This window comes from Faecalicoccus sp. LCP19S3_E2 (assembly GCF_052121255.1).
Classification (GTDB): Bacteria; Bacillota_I; Bacilli_A; order Erysipelotrichales; family Erysipelotrichaceae; genus Faecalicoccus.
Genome location: NZ_JBQKEP010000006.1, coordinates 20,852 through 38,025, shown reverse-complemented (window position 1 = coordinate 38,025; position 17,174 = coordinate 20,852). Strand labels below are relative to the sequence as shown.

General features: G+C 33.2%; 13 protein-coding genes and 1 pseudogene. All 14 read left to right on the top strand.

The genetic code is table 11. The features are described 5' to 3' along the window. The first annotated feature begins 1 nt into the window (after nt 1). The 14 genes and pseudogenes from ACTQX6_RS07040 (at nt 2) to ACTQX6_RS06975 (ending at nt 17,149) form a co-directional block, all read left to right on the top strand. Nucleotides 2-1,717, top strand: coding sequence for an ABC transporter ATP-binding protein (locus tag ACTQX6_RS07040; protein WP_141604737.1), 1,716 nt, complete (start codon nt 2-4; stop codon nt 1,715-1,717). Continuing rightward, entirely contained in the window at nt 1,718-3,466 is a 1,749-nt protein-coding gene (locus tag ACTQX6_RS07035) for an ABC transporter ATP-binding protein (protein WP_141604736.1), read from the top strand. A 15-nt stretch (nt 3,467-3,481) separates the two neighbouring features. Further along, a complete protein-coding gene (locus ACTQX6_RS07030) occupies nt 3,482-4,828 on the top strand; it encodes an MATE family efflux transporter (protein WP_125176721.1) in 1,347 nt (448 codons plus the stop codon). 301 nt (nt 4,829-5,129) lie between these two features. Beyond that, complete coding sequence (locus ACTQX6_RS07025; RefSeq protein ID WP_125176723.1) at nt 5,130-5,546, top strand: sigma factor-like helix-turn-helix DNA-binding protein; 417 nt, start codon at nt 5,130-5,132, stop codon at nt 5,544-5,546. Between the two features lie 466 nt (nt 5,547-6,012). Then, nucleotides 6,013-6,243 carry a DUF6870 family protein gene (locus tag ACTQX6_RS07020; protein WP_002843391.1) on the top strand — a complete coding sequence of 77 codons (231 nt, stop codon included), beginning with the start codon at nt 6,013-6,015 and terminating at the stop codon, nt 6,241-6,243. A gap of 141 nt (nt 6,244-6,384) precedes the next feature. Further along, nucleotides 6,385-8,055 carry a recombinase family protein gene (locus ACTQX6_RS07015; protein ID WP_141604735.1) on the top strand — a complete coding sequence of 557 codons (1,671 nt, stop codon included), beginning with the start codon at nt 6,385-6,387 and terminating at the stop codon, nt 8,053-8,055. Further along, nucleotides 8,056-9,738: a recombinase family protein gene (locus ACTQX6_RS07010; RefSeq protein ID WP_141604734.1), complete on the top strand. Its 1,683-nt coding sequence runs from the start codon at nt 8,056-8,058 to the stop codon at nt 9,736-9,738. A 1-nt stretch (nt 9,739) separates the two neighbouring features. After that, entirely contained in the window at nt 9,740-11,266 is a 1,527-nt protein-coding gene (locus tag ACTQX6_RS07005; protein WP_141604733.1) for a recombinase family protein, read from the top strand. Between the two features lie 7 nt (nt 11,267-11,273). Next, nucleotides 11,274-11,720, top strand: a pseudogene (gene tnpA / locus ACTQX6_RS07000) (IS200/IS605 family transposase). 168 nt (nt 11,721-11,888) lie between these two features. Next, nucleotides 11,889-12,209, top strand: a complete 321-nt coding sequence (locus ACTQX6_RS06995) for a PTS lactose/cellobiose transporter subunit IIA (protein ID WP_117447266.1) — start codon at nt 11,889-11,891, stop codon at nt 12,207-12,209. Continuing rightward, entirely contained in the window at nt 12,209-13,621 is a 1,413-nt protein-coding gene (locus ACTQX6_RS06990) for a glycoside hydrolase family 1 protein (protein ID WP_441657374.1), read from the top strand. The genes ACTQX6_RS06995 and ACTQX6_RS06990 overlap by 1 nt, the downstream gene beginning before the upstream one ends. Further along, a complete protein-coding gene (locus tag ACTQX6_RS06985; RefSeq protein WP_117447267.1) occupies nt 13,618-13,911 on the top strand; it encodes a PTS sugar transporter subunit IIB in 294 nt (97 codons plus the stop codon). The genes ACTQX6_RS06990 and ACTQX6_RS06985 overlap by 4 nt, the downstream gene beginning before the upstream one ends. 4 nt (nt 13,912-13,915) lie before the next feature. After that, on the top strand, nt 13,916-15,202 hold the full coding sequence (locus ACTQX6_RS06980; RefSeq protein WP_321035985.1) for a PTS sugar transporter subunit IIC: 1,287 nt from the start codon (nt 13,916-13,918) through the stop codon (nt 15,200-15,202). Between the two features lie 78 nt (nt 15,203-15,280). After that, the gene (locus ACTQX6_RS06975) at nt 15,281-17,149 is read left to right on the top strand and encodes a BglG family transcription antiterminator (protein ID WP_441657373.1); all 1,869 of its coding nucleotides are present in this window, start codon (nt 15,281-15,283) and stop codon (nt 17,147-17,149) included. Nucleotides 17,150-17,174: the final 25 nt, after the last annotated feature.

Genomic DNA, 17,174 nt, shown 5'->3' with positions numbered 1-17,174 from the left:
TATGGATGTGATGAAAAAGCATACAGGACAAATAATTTTGTCAATATTTATAGCTATAATAGGCGTTGTTTGTAGCGTCTTGCCATATTTTGCAGTAGCAAATATTGTAACGGAAATAGCAAATGGCAGTACAGGATTTATGGTTTTTAGTAAACAGATAATGATTATATTACTTGGATTGGTTGGAAGTGTAGTATTTCATACATTATCAACATTGATTTCACATAATTTGGCATTTTGTGTTATTGAAGATTCAAGAAAAAAATTAGCAAGGAAATTCAGCAAACTTCCAATGGGAACAATAGAAAAGAAAGGAAGTGGAGAGTGGACACAGTTTATGGTTGAAACTTTGAATAAAATGGAGCAACCAATTGCCCACGTTATTCCTGAAGTCATTGCAAATATCATTATCCCTATTGTTTTATTAATAAGCATATTTGTTATGGATTGGAGAATGGGTCTTGCCAATCTCATAACATTACCATTAGGCTTGTTATTTTCAATGCTAATGATGGGCGGATATGAAGAAAAATCAAAACGTTATCAAGAAGCATCTAAGAATATGAATACCACAGTGGTTGAATATATTCGTGGCATTAACATTATTAAGGCATTTAATAAATCTGCATCATCTTATGATAAATTTGTGAATGCAGTTGAGGGAAATAAAAACAGTATGCTGGATTGGTATCTAAGCATTTGCTTTTATATGACAGCAGCTATGGAAGTTTTACCATCAACTTTAATATTTGTACTTCCAACTTCCTTATTTTTATTCATGAAAGGAACTGTTGATGTAGGAACTTTGATTATGTGTGTTTTATTATCCTATGCTTCTTATAAACCGCTTATTAAGGCTATGAGCCATTTAGATACTATGGCGAATATAAAAGTGGTCATTGAGGAGATAAAAGATGTTATGAAACTTCCTGAACTTGAAAGAGGAAATACATCACAGAAAATAAATTCATACGATGTAACTTTTGATAATGTTACATTTGGCTATGACGAAAATAAAAAAGTATTTCAAGATTTATCCTTTACTGCAAAGGAAGGAGAACTTACAGCTATTGTCGGGTATTCCGGCGGAGGAAAATCGACTTTGGCAAAACTGATTGCAGGTTTTTGGAATATTGATTCCGGAAAAATAAGTATTGGGAATGTAGATTTAAATGATATTTCTCTTGAAAGAAACATGGATATTGTAACTTATGTATCTCAAGAAAATTATTTATTCCCAAAAAGTATAATTGACAATATGAGAATGGCAAAACCTGATGCAAGCATTGAAGAAATTCAAAGTGCTTGTAAAAAAGCAAGCTGCCATGATTTTATTATGAATTTGCCAAATGGTTACGAAACAGTTATCGGAGAGTCTGGAAATAGCTTGTCAGGAGGAGAAAGACAGAGAATAACCATTGCAAGAGCTTTACTAAAAGATAGCCCGATTGTTCTTCTTGATGAGGCAACGGCATATTCAGATCCGGACAACGAAGCTGAAATACAAAAATCTCTTGATGCTTTGGTAAAAGATAAGACTGTTATTATGATTGCTCACAGACTTTCAACGATTATTCATGCGAATAAAATTATTGTAGTCAATTCGGGAAAAATTGAAGCAGAAGGTACCCATCAGGAACTTCTTCAAAGTAGCAACACCTACTCCAGGATGTGGAATGCACATAACAGCGTGTACTTAAATGGGGAGGTGATATAAATGAGAGAACTTCTAAAGAAACTGTATAGTATTGCAGGAAAAGAGTCGCAAAAATTAAGCCGAATGATCGTTTTTGAAATAGTGAAAAGTATTTTTGAAGGTATTTCTCTTGGGGCGATATTATTCCTCTTGCTTAAAATTTTTGAGAAACTATTTGAGCAAAAAGAAGTAGTTATGAATGATGTCTATATAGTATTTGGAATAGCTGTGCTTAGCGTTGCAGGGAAAATAGTATTTGGCTATTTAGCAGACCGCAACAAATATATAGCAACTTATAATTTGGGTGCAGAAAACAGACTGTATATTGGAGATAAGTTAAAACAAGTAAATATGGGATACTTCAACTCTAATCGATTAGGAGATATTTCAGGAGGATTGACAAGCGTAATAGGAGAGTTGGAAACAGTAGGTGTCAATATTATTGAAATGATGTTTGTAGGAATAATACAAACTGTTATTATGGCATGCTTTATGTTGCCTTTTGATTTCATTACAGGAGTGATTATTCTAATAACTTTAATAGTTGGATTATTAGTTAATGCAGTTTTTCAAAACAAAGCGGATCAACTAACTAAGAAATTGCAGAAATTGAAGATAGAGTTGAATGCTAATACTTTAGAATTTGTAAAAGGTATCGGCGTTATAAAATCTTTTGGTAAGAATAAAGAAATGCTTGGCGATTTAGAAAACAGCATCAGCAACAACAAAAAAGGATACTTTAATGTTGAAAAAGTAATTGTACCGGTAAATTTGATTTTTCTTCTTGTATTCAAATTAGGTATGTGTGCAATTATTTTAAGTTCCATTATTAGATATAGCAATGGAGAATTAGAGCCATATAAAACAGTAATGCTTATCGTTTCAAGCTTTATCGTTTTTGCAGGTTTTGAGATGGCAGGAAGTATGCAGAATTTAAGAGGAATTGCTGTGCAAAACCTTGATGCGATTACAAAACTTAGAGATATAAAGACTATTAGTGAGGGACAGAAAGTAGCGATTGAAGACTCTGATATATCCCTGAAAAATATTGATTTTTCTTATGACGATAAAAAATTATTTCAGAGTGTAAGTGCTTTTATACCGTCAGGAAAAACAACAGCTTTGATTGGAGCGTCAGGAAGTGGAAAAAGCACTATATGCAATCTGATAGCAAGGTTTTGGGATGTGGATAGCGGCGAGATAACAATTGATGATACAAATGTAAAAGATTATAGATACGACAATCTATTATCTAATTTCAGTTTTGTTTTCCAAGATGTTTATTTATTTGACGACACAGTGAAAAATAATATCGCCTTTGGAAATCCTGATGCAACTTATGATGAGATTGTTGAAGTTGCAAAACACGCAAGATGCCATGATTTTATTATGGCACTTCCAGATGGATATGAAACCATTTTACAAGAAGGCGGTTCCAATTTATCGGGAGGAGAAAGACAGCGAATTTCTATTGCAAGAGCAATGCTTAAGCCAAGCAAACTCGTCATACTTGATGAAGCTACTTCAAGCGTGGATCCCGAAAATGAACAAGAACTTGTAGCGGCTCTTAATGATTTGTTAAAAGATAAGACCGTAATAGTGATTGCTCATAAACTTGAAACAATTAAAAATTCCGATCAGATTATTGTAATGGATAAAGGAAGTATTGAAAATGTAGGAACTCACGATGAACTGATGAAATCATCTTCAATTTATAAAAAGTTTATAGAACAAAGAGAAAAAGCTATTCAGTGGAAATTAAATGATTAAAGGAGGAGTTATAGAGTGAAACAAGATATGAAAGAACAACTACTAACCAAAAGACCGATAGATTTACTCTTTCAGCTATCTATTCCGGCAGTTATAGGAATGATAGTGATTGGTCTATATCCACTAATGGACGGAATATTTGCGGGTAAAATTATAGGGCAAACTGCGATGACAGCTTGTGGTGTTGCGATGCCATTAACATTTTTCAACAGTGGGGTTTCAACTTTACTCGGCGTTGGTTCTGCCTCTGTACTTTCAAGAGCTATTGGGAAAGGAGACAAAAAAACAATAGATAAAATCATGGGTAATTTAGTGTTTTGGGTAATTTTATTTTCGGCAATTATTACAGTCGGAGGAATATTACTTGCACCACACTTTTTATCTATGGTAGGTGCGACAGGCGAAATTAAAGCCTATGGTATCAGATACCTTAGAGTTATTTTCATTGGCTCACTATTTGTAAACTTCACACAATCAGCCAACATGGTTATGCGTGGTGAAGGGCTGATGAAAAAAGCCATGATGATTATGGGACTTGGGGCTTTACTAAATATTATTCTTGATCCAATCCTAATGACCGTTATGGGAGAATACGCTATTGAAGGTGCTGCACTTGCAACTATTACAGCACAGTTTGTCCAAGCTGCTGTAACACTTCATTATTTCTTGAAAAAGAGCAAAGTTGTTAAAATTCATAAGATACAGTCAGATGCGGAAATTAAAAAAGAAATGTTCGGCGTAGGTTCATCAGCGATGATGATGCAACTTCTATTTATGATACAACAAACAATGCTTTATAAAATGGCATTTAAGTATGGAGGGGATGTAAATGGAATTTTGATGGCAGCATCACTTCGTGTATATGCCTTTTCCTTTATTCCTCTTTGGGGAATGAGTCAAGGTTTACAACCTGTTGTAGGAACAAACTTTGGTGCAAAGCAATATGATAGAGTAAGACAAGCAATGAAGGTATTTTCTGTAGGCGGACTTGTGCTTGCAGCAATCTTTTGGATTCCATCATTGTTATTCTCAAGTCAGATACTTTCATTGTTTGGTGTAGAAGCAAATATCATAGCACAAGGCGTTGGAAACTTTAGATTATTCTATAGTGTATTTATTTTATATGGAGTAATGGTTATGAGTATTACTTTCTTCCAATCTATTGGAAATGGAAAGAAAGCAGGAATTATTGTAATGATGAGACAGTTATTCCTATTTGTACCAGCAATGATTCTTTTACCAATGGTATTTGGAATAAAAGCGGTTTGGTTTACTCAACCACTGGTGGATTTCATTATGATTGTTGTTGGAATATTTATGATGCTTGGAGAATTAAGAAATCTCAATAAAGAAAAATTATAAGTTGGTAGAGTTGAAATAATATAAATCATATACAAGGAGTGTTTATTGATAATGACTGGAGGGAAGAGATATGAAATATCTTATGAAGTTAATTTCAAAAAAATATTTTAATAATTCAACTGCATCTTTTTCCTCTATGCTTTATATTCGCCTATACTTATATACATTATCTTAGACAAGTAAATATATTTTACGGAAGAAGAAATTTCTTTCATTTTCGAGGACTTTTTGTGCGTAGATGCAGAAGTCCTCCTTTTTTTGTCTGAAAACAATTAGACAGAAAAAGAATGGAGGAAATTTTATGGCACGAGAATACTACCTTTATGTTAGAGGTCAAAAGATAAAAGTCAGTGAAGAAATATATAAAGTCTACTGGCGAGAAAAAGAACATGAGAAGTATTTAGAGCAGGTGGACAGAAAAAACCACCTGCTTTTCTTTTCGTCATTGGATCATGATGGACACTTTATAGATAATATTGTCGATGAAAATGTTGATGTGGAAAAGATTGTTGAAACACAGATGATGATTGAAGCAGTCAGAAATGCCATATCAAGACTTAACGAAGAAGAAAGGGACATCATAGAGCGTTTGTACTTTAATGATGAAACGCTATCAAGTATAGCAAAAGGTAAGAAAGTGAGCTATCAGGCTATACAATGGCGAAAAAATAGTATTCTTAAAAAATTAAGGGTGCTACTGGAAGAATTTATGAAGTAATCGCCTTGTGCATGAGGGCAGATTTTCCTTGTAAAAGTGAAGGGAGATCTGTCCTCTTTAATTTTGTAGAAGATAGGAATTGTAGTTCAAGATATTTAAAAGGAATTCTCTCTTAGAGCCATTAGGCAATTGTTCTTTGACAACTGAATAGACCAAGACGGGACTTTTAATTACTTAGTGAGCGAATAGTATTTACGCCATGACTTTTCTGCTGGAAAAATTCGGTTCAAATGAATACTGCCATAGGCAAGGATAAAAGAAAAAGAGCGAGAGATAGATAACTTTAAAGCAAAGAATGGGAAAACTTTGTGAGCGATGACATAAGTAATGATAATGATACTTCTTTAGTGAAAGCCGGCTCATCTTAACAGGGGCGGTGGTGAGATTCCAATGTTGCTTATCCCAAAGCACTCGTCAATGTCAAAAAACTTACTTAAAGAAAACAACAATGAAAGGAGTTTTCTAAATGAACACAGAAGAATTAACAAGATATAAAAATATGTCAGTGGAAGATATAGATAGAAAATTCGTTCCTGACATTGAAGATATAAAGAATAATAAAAGCATAGATCCTATTTCCATGTATTTTATGAATATAGGAAATGTTCTTGTAAAATGTACTTATGCAGAAAACGGAAGATCCTTAGAGGATTGTTTTCTGTCATATCTAAAAAAGAAAGCAATGCTGCTTGACTAAAAATATGATAAAAGGGGCAGACTTTTTTATCCAAATGTGGTATAATACTTAACAGATAGGGATACAACTAAATATGTGCTGAAATGACTCCAAGTTATCATATTTCTCTTAAAAAGAGTATGAAAGTTTGGAGGTTTTATTATGTCTAAAAATAATTTAGATGCAAATAAGTTTAAAGTTGCAATGTACCTTAGACTATCACAAGATGATGAAAAATATGATAAGGACTTTAAAACAGAAAGTAACAGTATCTCAAATCAAAGGCTTCAGATAAAAGAATACATTGATAAGAATGAAGATATGGAGCTTGTAAGTGAATATGTAGATGATGGGTACTCAGGCATCAATTTTGAAAGACCATCTTTTAAAGAAATGATGGAAGATGTCATTACAGGAAATATTAACTGTATTATCGTAAAAGACTTATCAAGATTTGGTAGAGATTATATTGATAGCGGTAGGTATCTACAAAGAGTATTTCCTTCACTTGATATAAGGTTTATAGCCTTAAACGATAATTATGACAGCTTTACAGCCAGTGAAACAGAAAAGAACTTAGTTATTCCTTTCAAGAATTTTATTAACGATAACTATTGTAGAGATACATCTGCAAAGGTCAGAAGTGTTTGCAAGGTCAAGAGAAAACAAGGACAGTTTATATCGAACTATACTCCTTATGGCTATGAAAAAGATAAAGAAGATAAGCACAAAATTGTAATAGATAAAGAAGTAGAGTATGTGGTGCAAAAAATCTTTTCTATGAAACTTGAAGGATATAGCTCATTTTCTATTGCAAAACACTTGAATGATAATGGAATATTATCTCCTATGGAATATAAGAAATCAAAGGGGATTAGATATAAGACAGGATTTAGTACAAAGGCTGTTGCCAAGTGGGATACACCTGCTGTAAATCGTATTTTAACCAATGAAATATATATTGGAACGCTACAACAAGGAAAAAGAGAGAAGATAAACTATAAGCTGGATAAGGTGGTTTCAAAAGATAGGGCAGACTGGATTGAAATAGAGGATAACCACGAAGCAATCATTGATACTCATGATTTTGATGTTGCTCAAAAACTATTAAAATGCGATATAAAGGCAAAGAATATCGGAGAAAAAGCAGATATATTTTCAGGACTATTGTTTTGTAAAGACTGCAATTCTCAAATGACTAAGAAAGTAGATAAAAGAGGGAAAAAACCAACAATCTACTATATTTGTTCTTCATATAATAAAGGAATGGGTTGTAGTAGACACTCAATAAAACAGGAAGATTTAAAGGTAGCTGTTCTTGAGATGATTCGCCACTATATTAAATCTCTTGGAAAATATGAAGCCTTTTTAGAAAAAGTAAGAGAAATGGAAGTGTCTTATGAACTTTTCAAAAAGATTGATAAAAGACAAGAGCAGACTAAGAAAAGTAAGGCAAAATTTGAACTTCTAAAATCTTCCCTTTATCAGGACTTAAAAGAAGGACTGATAGCTGAAGAAGAGTTTTACGATATGAGAGAGTTTTACACAAACCGTATTGTAGAAAGTGAATTGATTTTAGAAAAGCAAAATAAAGAAATTACAAGGCTATATAAAAAGAGCTTAGGAAATCAGAATTTCTTTTCTGAGATTAAGAAGTATAAGAATATCAATACCTTAGAAAGAGGACTTCTTGTAAGGCTAATAGATAAAATATATGTTTTGGAAGATAAAAGAATAGAGATTCATTTTAACTATGATGAAACCATAGATGTACTTGAAAAGATAAATCACTATACCAATCAATACCCGGAGAAAATCAGGGAGGTGGTATAGATGGCAAGGACATCAAATAGACGAATAAAAGCAGAAGAAAGCATAATAGATAGAGTAGAAACGAATAGTTTTCAGACTGCTATTTATACAAGAATTTCAAGAGATAAAAAAGAAAAGCCAAGTGATTCTATTGAAAATCAGATTGCTCTTTGTGAAAGTTATATAAAGAAAAATGATGGTCATAATTTGGTTGGAATATATAAAGACATCGCAAAGACAGGAACAGAATTTGAAAGACCTGACTTTGAAAAACTTATGACAGAAGTAAGAACGGGAAAAGTAAACTGCATTGTTGTAAAAGACTTATCTCGTTTTGGAAGAAACTATACAGAGCTTGGCAATTTCATAGAAAAGATATTTCCATTTCTTGATGTAAGATTTATTGCTGTTAATGACAACTTGGATACTTTTCACATGGAAGATCCCAATAAGTCTCTTGAGGTAATCTTGAAGAACATTGTAAATGAAACTTATGCAAAAGATATTTCAAAGAAAATATCAACTTCACATCAGATTAGAATTAAGCAGGGCGGATTTATTTGTGGTGCAGCTCCTTATGGCTACACAGCAAGAAAAGATGAAGATGGAATCAGAAGATTATATGTTGATGAAAATACGGCTCCAATCGTAAAAGAAATCTTCCAGTCCTATTTGAAGGGACTTAGTACACTTGATATTTCAAAATTATTACTTGAAAAGAAAGTATATGTAGCAACTGATTATAGGAAGTTTGGAAAAGCTAAAGCTGATGAAAATGAACTTATAAAAGCTTGGATGCCAACAACAATATTACAAGTGTTAAAAAATCGTGTATATACAGGAACACTCATTCAAGGCAGAAATCAAAAGCATTTATTTGAAGGTAAAAAGAGAGAAAGACTTAGCGAAGAACATTGGACAATAACAGAAGATGCCCATGAAGCAATTATCTCGCTTGATACATTTGAAAAAGTGCAGGAAAAAATATCCTCAAAATCTAATCCCATTAAAAACAGTAGAAAAGAAAATAAGAATGCTAAGGATGATACAGCCTTTAGAGGAAAACTCTATTGTGTGATTTGCAAGAGAAAAATGAGTGTACACAGGCAAAAAAGTGGTAAGAAAACTGTATTTTATTTTAGCTGTAATCGGTTCAGAGAATTTACAACAGAAAAATGCGGAACATCTATTACAGAAGCTACTCTTGAAAAAACTGTTAAAGAAGCCTTTGATACCACTCTTTCAAATAACAGTAAAAGCTATAAGGTTTACCTGAATGCTTATGACAATCTTAAAATGGAAATGGATAAGAAAAAGGAAAAAGAAATAACTGAAATTGAAAGAAAAATTTTAGGCTTTAGCAGACTTCAAAGTGAGTATTATGAAAAATATGTTTTGGGAAAGTGGAGTAAAGAAGATTTTGAAAGAGAAAAAGGACTTCTCAGTAAAAAGAAAGCAGAGCTTGAAAGCCTAAAAGAAAGACAGCTTGCTATCTTTGAAAAAGAAGTATTTGAACTTGAAGAAAGACATAAGTACCTTACAGCCCTTTTTAAAGGTAAAACAAAAAAATGGGATAAAGACTTTGTAGATAGCATTATTGATAAGATATTTATAGGGAAAGATAATACAATAGAAATCAAATTCAATTTTGAAGAAGCTCCTGTGCTTACTGAAAAACTCAGTAGAAAGGTAAGGAGAGGCTGATATGAATATAGTAGATTTTTACTTAAGACTTTCCTTAGAAGATGGAGACTATAAAGATGAAAGCAACAGTATAACTTCTCAAAGAGAAATATTAAAAGACTATATCAGTTCAAGAGAAGAATTTACTGGAGTGAAGATAAGAGAGCATATTGATGATGGCTATACCGGAACAAATTTTAATCGTCCTGCATTTCAAAAGATGATAGGTCTTGTGAAGAAAAACGAGATAAGAACTATTCTTGTAAAGGACTTATCACGATTTGCAAGAGATTATATTGAAGCAGGTGCATATATCGAACAGATATTTCCTTTTATGCAAGTTCGATTTATTTCAGTCAATGATAATTATGATAGTAATAACAATGAGAATGGAATCAGTAGTTTGGAAGTTCCATTCAAAAACCTTGTCTATGATTACTACTCAAAAGATATTTCGCAAAAAATGCGTTCATCAGTAAAGGTAAGGCAAGATAAAGGATATTACTTTGGTTCAAAAGCTCCTTATGGCTATGTAAAAGATGAAAAGGATCATCATCAGTTACTTGTAGATGATAGAGTAAGAAATATAATACAAGAAATTTTTGAAAGATACCTTAGTGGTGAAAGTATGCTTTCCATTTCTAAAGATTTTAATCATAGAGGTGTTTTAACTCCAGCAAAACATATAGGGCTTAAAAGAGGAAGTGGAGTATGGACAGGGCAGATTATTAGATATGTATTAACACAAAGAGTTTATACAGGAGCTGTTATTGGTGGAAAGACAAGGGTACAGGAAGTTGGTTCTGATAATAGGAAATGGGTTGATAGCAAAGACTGGATAATTAGAGAAGATATGCACGAAGCTATTATCTCTAAAGAAGATTTTGGTAAGGTTCAGGATATGCTAAACAGCAATGCAAAGCGAATTAGTAGAGAGCGTAAGAACTTTCATATACTTCAGGATAAGGTCTATTGTGGCAAGTGCCATCATAAAATGAGCTATACAGTTAATTATGGGAAAACAGATGGATACTGTTGTCCTTATAGATATAAGGCGAAAGATTGTGGCTGCATGAAAGGTAAGATAACTGCGTCCACGCTTGAAGATATAGTCGGAAAGGAAATGAAGCACTATACAGAGAGTTTTATTGAAAACGAACAAACCAGAAATATTGAATATGTAGTGCAGGAGAGTATTTGCCAAAATCTTAAGGAAAGAAAGAAGAAGCTTGAAATAGAAAAGCAAAAACTTCAAGTCTCAAAAATGCAGTTTTATGAAAAGTATAAACAAGGTATAATAGACAAAGAAGTATATTTATCTCAAAAAGAAACTTTAAGCAAACAACTCCAAAATATAGAACAAGAAATTTCCGTCATTGAAAACAAGATAAAGGAAAATTCTGTTTCGGAGCATAACCTAAATGTAGATAAGTTAAAAGAAGCAGTATCAAATGGAGAGCTTGATATAGACTGGATAAATGAAGTCATAGATAGGATATATGTTTATGATAAAGATAAGGTTGAGATAATTTGGAAATTTACGGAATAAAAAATGTATCCAATACTTGACACAAGGGTGGAATTGTAAGTATCATGTGGTATTTGCACCGAAGTACAGGAGAAAAGCGTTTTATGATGCAAGGAGGCTCGAAATCGGTCAAATATTAAGACAGTTATGTGAGTGGAAAGGAGTTAATATTCTCGAAGCCGAAGTATGTATAGATCATGTACACATTCTTTTGGAAATACCACCAAAGTTGAGTGTATCGGGATTTATGGGATATCTGAAAGGGAAGAGTAGTCAGATGATCTATGAAAAGTGGGCGAGTGCCCGGTTTAAATATCGAAATCGCCAATTCTGGTGTTGAGGCTATTATGCGGATACGGTCGGGAAAAACATAAAAAAGATAGAAGAATATATAAGGAATCAGCTGAAAGAGGATAAAATAGCCGAGCAACTGGCATTTGAGTTTGAGGATCCGTTTACGGGGAAACAGAAATAATGCAAGTCGCAGACCACGCAGCGCTGTAAAGCGCAGCTCTGAAAGCAGGGCTATGCCCGCATATAAAAACCCGGCCGGGGGGATCATTATTTCCGTAACTAGCGGAAAAAATAGATTTTATGCTTACTATAGTTGCTTCTACAATAGATAGTAAGGAAGGAGTATATCATGGATTTAGAATCAAGTTGTATGGAAATGATCCTTCATAGCGGAAATGCAAGAGGATATGCGAGCGAAGGTGTAGAATTACTTAAACAAAAGAATTTTGAACAGGCTAAACAGAGTATACAAAAAGCTCAGGACGAAATTCTGATATCTAAACGTAAACACGCCGAGTTATTAAGAGATCTTTCATCGAAAAGCTGTAATGAAATAAATCTGTTGTTAATTCATGCAGAAGATCATGTGTCTTCTTCGGATTTAGCATTAAACTTTGCTGTAGAGCTCTTTGATATTTATGAAATACTAGGGCATAGAAAGGAGTACTGATGGGACTGAGAACAGACTTTTTATGGGGCAGCGCCACCGCATCTTATCAATGTGAAGGAGCATGGAATGTTGATGGTAAGGCACCAAGTATGTGGGATGATTATCTTCATAAGCATCACTTAGAAAATGGGGATATTGCCAGTGATCATTATCATCACTATAAAGAGGATATTCGAATGATGTCTGAGGGAGGACAAAATTCATATCGACTGTCTTTATCGTGGCCAAGAATAATTAAAAATAAAGAAGGGGATATCAACCAGAAAGGAATTCAGTTTTATAGAGAGGTTTTACAAACCTGTAAGGAGTATCATATAGAGCCTTTTGTTACATTATACCATTGGGATCTACCCCAATATTGGGAATGTACAGGTGGGTGGCTAAATGAAGAAGTTTGTCATGCATTTGCACACTATGCCAAAGTATGTTTTGATGCATTTGGGGATCTTGTCAATTATTGGGTTACTTTTAACGAGCCAAAATGGTTTACAACAAGTGGCTATCTAATTGGAAACTATCCTCCAGGGCACCAAAATACACAAGAAATGATATGTGCAGCATACCATGTCATGTATGCAAGTTCTTTAGGTGTTAAGGTTTTCAAAGAAGGAAAATATACTGGTCAGATTGGTATTGTTCATAGCTTTGGACCCGTTGATGGGATAGACAACTCTTTTCAAACAAAGATTGCTATGCGATTTGCGGATAATTACGCAAACAACTGGATTCTAGATTCAGCTGCCAAAGGCAAAATACCTTTCGATCTTCTTTGTGTACTTTCACAGAATTATGACTTATCTTTTATAAAAGATGAGCAGCTAGAAACTATTAAAAACAATACAGTGCAATTTTTGGGACTTAATTATTACTCTAGAGTGCTGGTAAAGCCCTATACGCAGGGGGATACTGTGTTAGTGGTGAATAACACAGGAAAGTCCAATAAAGGAAAAAGTAAAGTTATCATTAAAGGATGGTTTGAACAAATTATGGACAATCCAGATGCGATTTACACAGAATGGGATACAGAAATTTATCCGCAAGGCCTAGAGAAAGGTCTACTAGAAGTTTATAAAAGATACCATCTTCCGATATATATAACAGAGAATGGAATCGGCGTAAGAGAAAAGATTACAGATGAAATGTTAGAGGATGATTATAGAATCTCCTTTATGAATGATCACATTAACTCAATTATGAATGCAGTAGATAAAGGGGTTGATGTACGTGGATATTACGCATGGAGTTCTTTTGATTTGTATTCATGGAAAAATGGCGTAGAAAAAAGATATGGATTAGTAGGGATCAATTTTGATGATGCTTTAAAAAGGATTCCTAAGAAAAGTTATTATTGGTATAAAAAAATTATTGCAGATAACGGGAACTCAATTGAGAGAAAGGAGTGGAATTTATGAAGGTCATGTTAGTTTGTAATGCAGGAATGTCTACTGGGATTCTTGCGAAAAGAATTGAGGAAGCAAGCCACGGGGAGATCGTTTGTCAAGCCTATGGAGAAGCTGAGTATCTAGATCATATGGAGGAAGGATACGAATTGTTATTAATCGGTCCACAGATTCGTCATTTAAAAAAACAAATCGAGAATTCTGTTCAAATTCCTGTAGATGTTATCGCACCGCAGTATTATGGTGTAATGAACGGAAAAGCTATTTATGAAGATTTACGGAAGAGATATATAGAGAGGTAATAAAATGGAGAAGTTTACAGCATTTCTAGAACAAAAATTAATGCCATTGGCTACAAAGTTTTCAACACAAAGACATCTAAAAGCCATTCGAGATGCTTTTATCTGTATTATGCCTATTACGTTGGCAGGAGGTATTGTATCAGTTATTTCAGCAGCTCCGGTTACAGAAAATACAACAAATGGTCTTTTATTGGCATGGGCGGGTTTTGTAAATAATTATTCAATGATTTTATCCTGGATTAATACCATGACCATGGGAGCTATGTCTCTTTATGTTACTATTGCGCTGACCAGTTTTCTATCAAAGTCATATAAGTTAGACACGTTATTACCTATACTACTATCTGTAACAGGATTTTTTCTAACTTGTGTAGCGCCTATTACATTAGGTTTTGATGGTAAATCGGTGGAAGTTTCTTATTTGGATGGTAAAGGAATTTTACCAGCTATTCTAATCTCTATTTTGACTGTAGAATTTTATAGAAAAATGAGAGAAAAGAATTTTGGCCGAATCAAATTACCGGACTCAGTGCCGGCATCACTTTCTGAAACTTTTGCATCATTGTGTCCGGGAATAGTGATAATTTTGATGGACTCGATTCTATTTATCATATTCTATTCTATGGAAACAACTTTACCTGGTTTTATCTATACGCATATGGCTCCAGCATTTGATGCGGCAGATAGCTTAGTATTTGTTGTGTTAATGACTGCATTTGTACAGTTGTTTTGGTTCTTTGGTGTACATGATGCTGCTTTTTCTGGTATTTTGGCACCAATTCGAGAAAGTGGATTGTCTGTCAATGCAGCAGCAAAACTAGCAGGCCATACTATGCCAAGAGTTTTTACAACTCCTTTCTGGGTATATTTTGTAGTCATTGGCGGATGTGGATCTGTATTATCACTGGCTATATTGTTGTGTAGATCAAAATCTAAACAATTAAAGACGGTTGGAAGAGTAGGAATTATACCGGCATTCTTCAATATTTCAGAACCAATCATTTTTGGAGTTCCGTTAATGCTCAATCCAATATTCTTTATTCCATTCATTCTAACTTCTACAGTAAATTGTTTAATCGCATATATCTTGACAAGCATAGGTATCATAGGAAAATCCTTTGCCATGTTGTCTTGGAATATGCCTTCTGTTTTCGGCGCCTTTTTATCAACTATGGATATTAAAGCCTTATTATTAATTGTTGGTCTGATATTATTAGATATGGTCATTTATTATCCTTTTTTGAAGATCCAAGAAAAGCAACTTGAAGAACATGCTGAGGATATAGAATAGAAGAAACGAGTATACGAAATCATATTTCAGATGAGTTCGTATACATTTTTTTACATATAGAAAGCAGAGTATCAGAATATGAAAGTATGTAGTCAAAGACAATTAAAAATATTGAAAAAACTTCTAGATAAAGAGTACGTCACGACTGAAATGTTGAGTAATTATCTTCATGTGTCAGATAGAACGATACGTAATGATATTTATGGAATTAATGAATTATTCCCAGGGTTAGTTATTCAGTCTAGGACAAAAGGGGTCTATTCGGACGATTTAGAGTCTTTATTACAGATTATTGGTCAAAGTGATGCGTTTGGTCCAAAGGAATATACAGAGTTCAATGTTTTAAAACAAATATTGTCAACAAACCATATGGATATTTACGAATTTGCTGATAGATTATTTATGAGTGATTCGTCTTTGACATTAATGATACGAAGTATTAATCAAAAACTTCAAAGTGCCAGTTTTAAGTCAAGAATCCGAAGAAAGAACAATACTTTATTTATAGAGTGTGATGAAGATGAAAAGAGAAGACTACTGTTTTATTTTTTGATGCATGAATATAATGACCATTCAATCTACAGGATGGACTATCAAAGTATGTTTTCGTCAGTAGATTTATCAAGTATTCGGGAGATATCTATTGTCTTCTTGAAAAAACATAAAATCAATATACGAGATATAGAATTGATTTCCTTTACGATTCATGTGGCACTTATGATCGAGAGAACTATACAAGGAAATAGTATTGGAGATATAGAAACGGTTGAAAATACATACTATGTGGGACTTGCGGAAGAATACTTAAACCTGCTATCAGAAAAATGTTCATGGAGTTTTAATAAAAACGAAGTAGGATATTTAGCAAATCTGTTTGCGGGCAAGGTTCTGTTAGAAAATTCGGATCAAATAAGCGAATTGGAAACATTGGTGAACAGAACCTTACATGATATAAAAGATGCTTATGGAATTGATTTTCTTGAAGATATGGAGTTAAAAGAAAAACTATTAGTACATTTAGTAGGTCTTAATAATAGGGTACGGCATCATGCGTATCTAAATAATCCAATGAAAGAACAAATAAAAATACAGTTCCCTATATTATTTGATATTAGTGTATATATGGCCGATCAGATACAGGAATACTTTTCCATACATTTATATGAAGACGAAATAAGTTATCTCACTTTACATCTAATGGGGTCCTTAGAGAGGATTAAGAAGAAAAATAGTAAAAAGGTGGTTATTTTATCTCCGCTTGGAGAATCGGGATTTCAATATTTTTCGCATCGAATCCAATTCATTCATGAGTATAAAATAAATGTGATACAGATTATTTCTATGCAAGAAATAAACAGTGTGTACCAACTAAAACCAGATCTTGTTTTATCGTTTTATGATGAAGTTCATATAGATGGTATTCCGGTATACACAGTTCAAAATTTTTTAGATAATGAAGATATTGAAAATATATATTCGCTTTTGAATGTCCTCAATAAAGAAGATTGCTCAATATTATTTGAGGAAGATTTGTTTTTTGCTGGAAAAAATTTTGCATGCGAAGAAGATGTCATCCATTTTCTATGTGAAAAGTTAAAGCATAAATGTTATGTTCAAGAAGACTATGAAAATCTTATCTTAGAAAGAGAAAAGGTGGCACCCACAGCCTATGGAAATTTATTTGCAATTCCTCATCCTATCAAAAGAGAAGGCATAGCAAATAAGGTTGCGGTATGTATTTTACGTAAAAGTATTGAATGGGATTCACAAAAAGTAAAGGTCATTTTTTTAGCAAGTTTAGCAAGAAAAAACAATAAAAATTTTGAAGACTTTTTTGCGCGACTTACAGATTTACTCAGTGATTATCAAAAAGCTAAAAAGCTATCGAAAGTAAATACATATAAAGAGTTTATGGAAATATTTCTAGATAAGAAGTATAGTCTTTAAATATCTTTAATACTCTGAGGGGGAA

Excerpts from the sequence above, each read along its gene's own strand:
- ACTQX6_RS07040 (WP_141604737.1), top strand. The coding sequence starts at position 2 with ATGGATGTGATGAAAAAGCATACAGGACAAATAATTTTGTCAATATTT.
- ACTQX6_RS07035 (WP_141604736.1), top strand. The coding sequence starts at position 1,718 with ATGAGAGAACTTCTAAAGAAACTGTATAGTATTGCAGGAAAAGAGTCG.
- ACTQX6_RS07025 (WP_125176723.1), top strand. The coding sequence starts at position 5,130 with ATGGCACGAGAATACTACCTTTATGTTAGAGGTCAAAAGATAAAAGTC.
- ACTQX6_RS07020 (WP_002843391.1), top strand. The coding sequence starts at position 6,013 with ATGAACACAGAAGAATTAACAAGATATAAAAATATGTCAGTGGAAGAT.
- ACTQX6_RS07015 (WP_141604735.1), top strand. The coding sequence starts at position 6,385 with ATGTCTAAAAATAATTTAGATGCAAATAAGTTTAAAGTTGCAATGTAC.
- ACTQX6_RS07010 (WP_141604734.1), top strand. The coding sequence starts at position 8,056 with ATGGCAAGGACATCAAATAGACGAATAAAAGCAGAAGAAAGCATAATA.
- ACTQX6_RS07005 (WP_141604733.1), top strand. The coding sequence starts at position 9,740 with ATGAATATAGTAGATTTTTACTTAAGACTTTCCTTAGAAGATGGAGAC.
- ACTQX6_RS06995 (WP_117447266.1), top strand. The coding sequence starts at position 11,889 with ATGGATTTAGAATCAAGTTGTATGGAAATGATCCTTCATAGCGGAAAT.
- ACTQX6_RS06990 (WP_441657374.1), top strand. The coding sequence starts at position 12,209 with ATGGGACTGAGAACAGACTTTTTATGGGGCAGCGCCACCGCATCTTAT.
- ACTQX6_RS06985 (WP_117447267.1), top strand. The coding sequence starts at position 13,618 with ATGAAGGTCATGTTAGTTTGTAATGCAGGAATGTCTACTGGGATTCTT.
- ACTQX6_RS06980 (WP_321035985.1), top strand. The coding sequence starts at position 13,916 with ATGGAGAAGTTTACAGCATTTCTAGAACAAAAATTAATGCCATTGGCT.
- ACTQX6_RS06975 (WP_441657373.1), top strand. The coding sequence starts at position 15,281 with ATGAAAGTATGTAGTCAAAGACAATTAAAAATATTGAAAAAACTTCTA.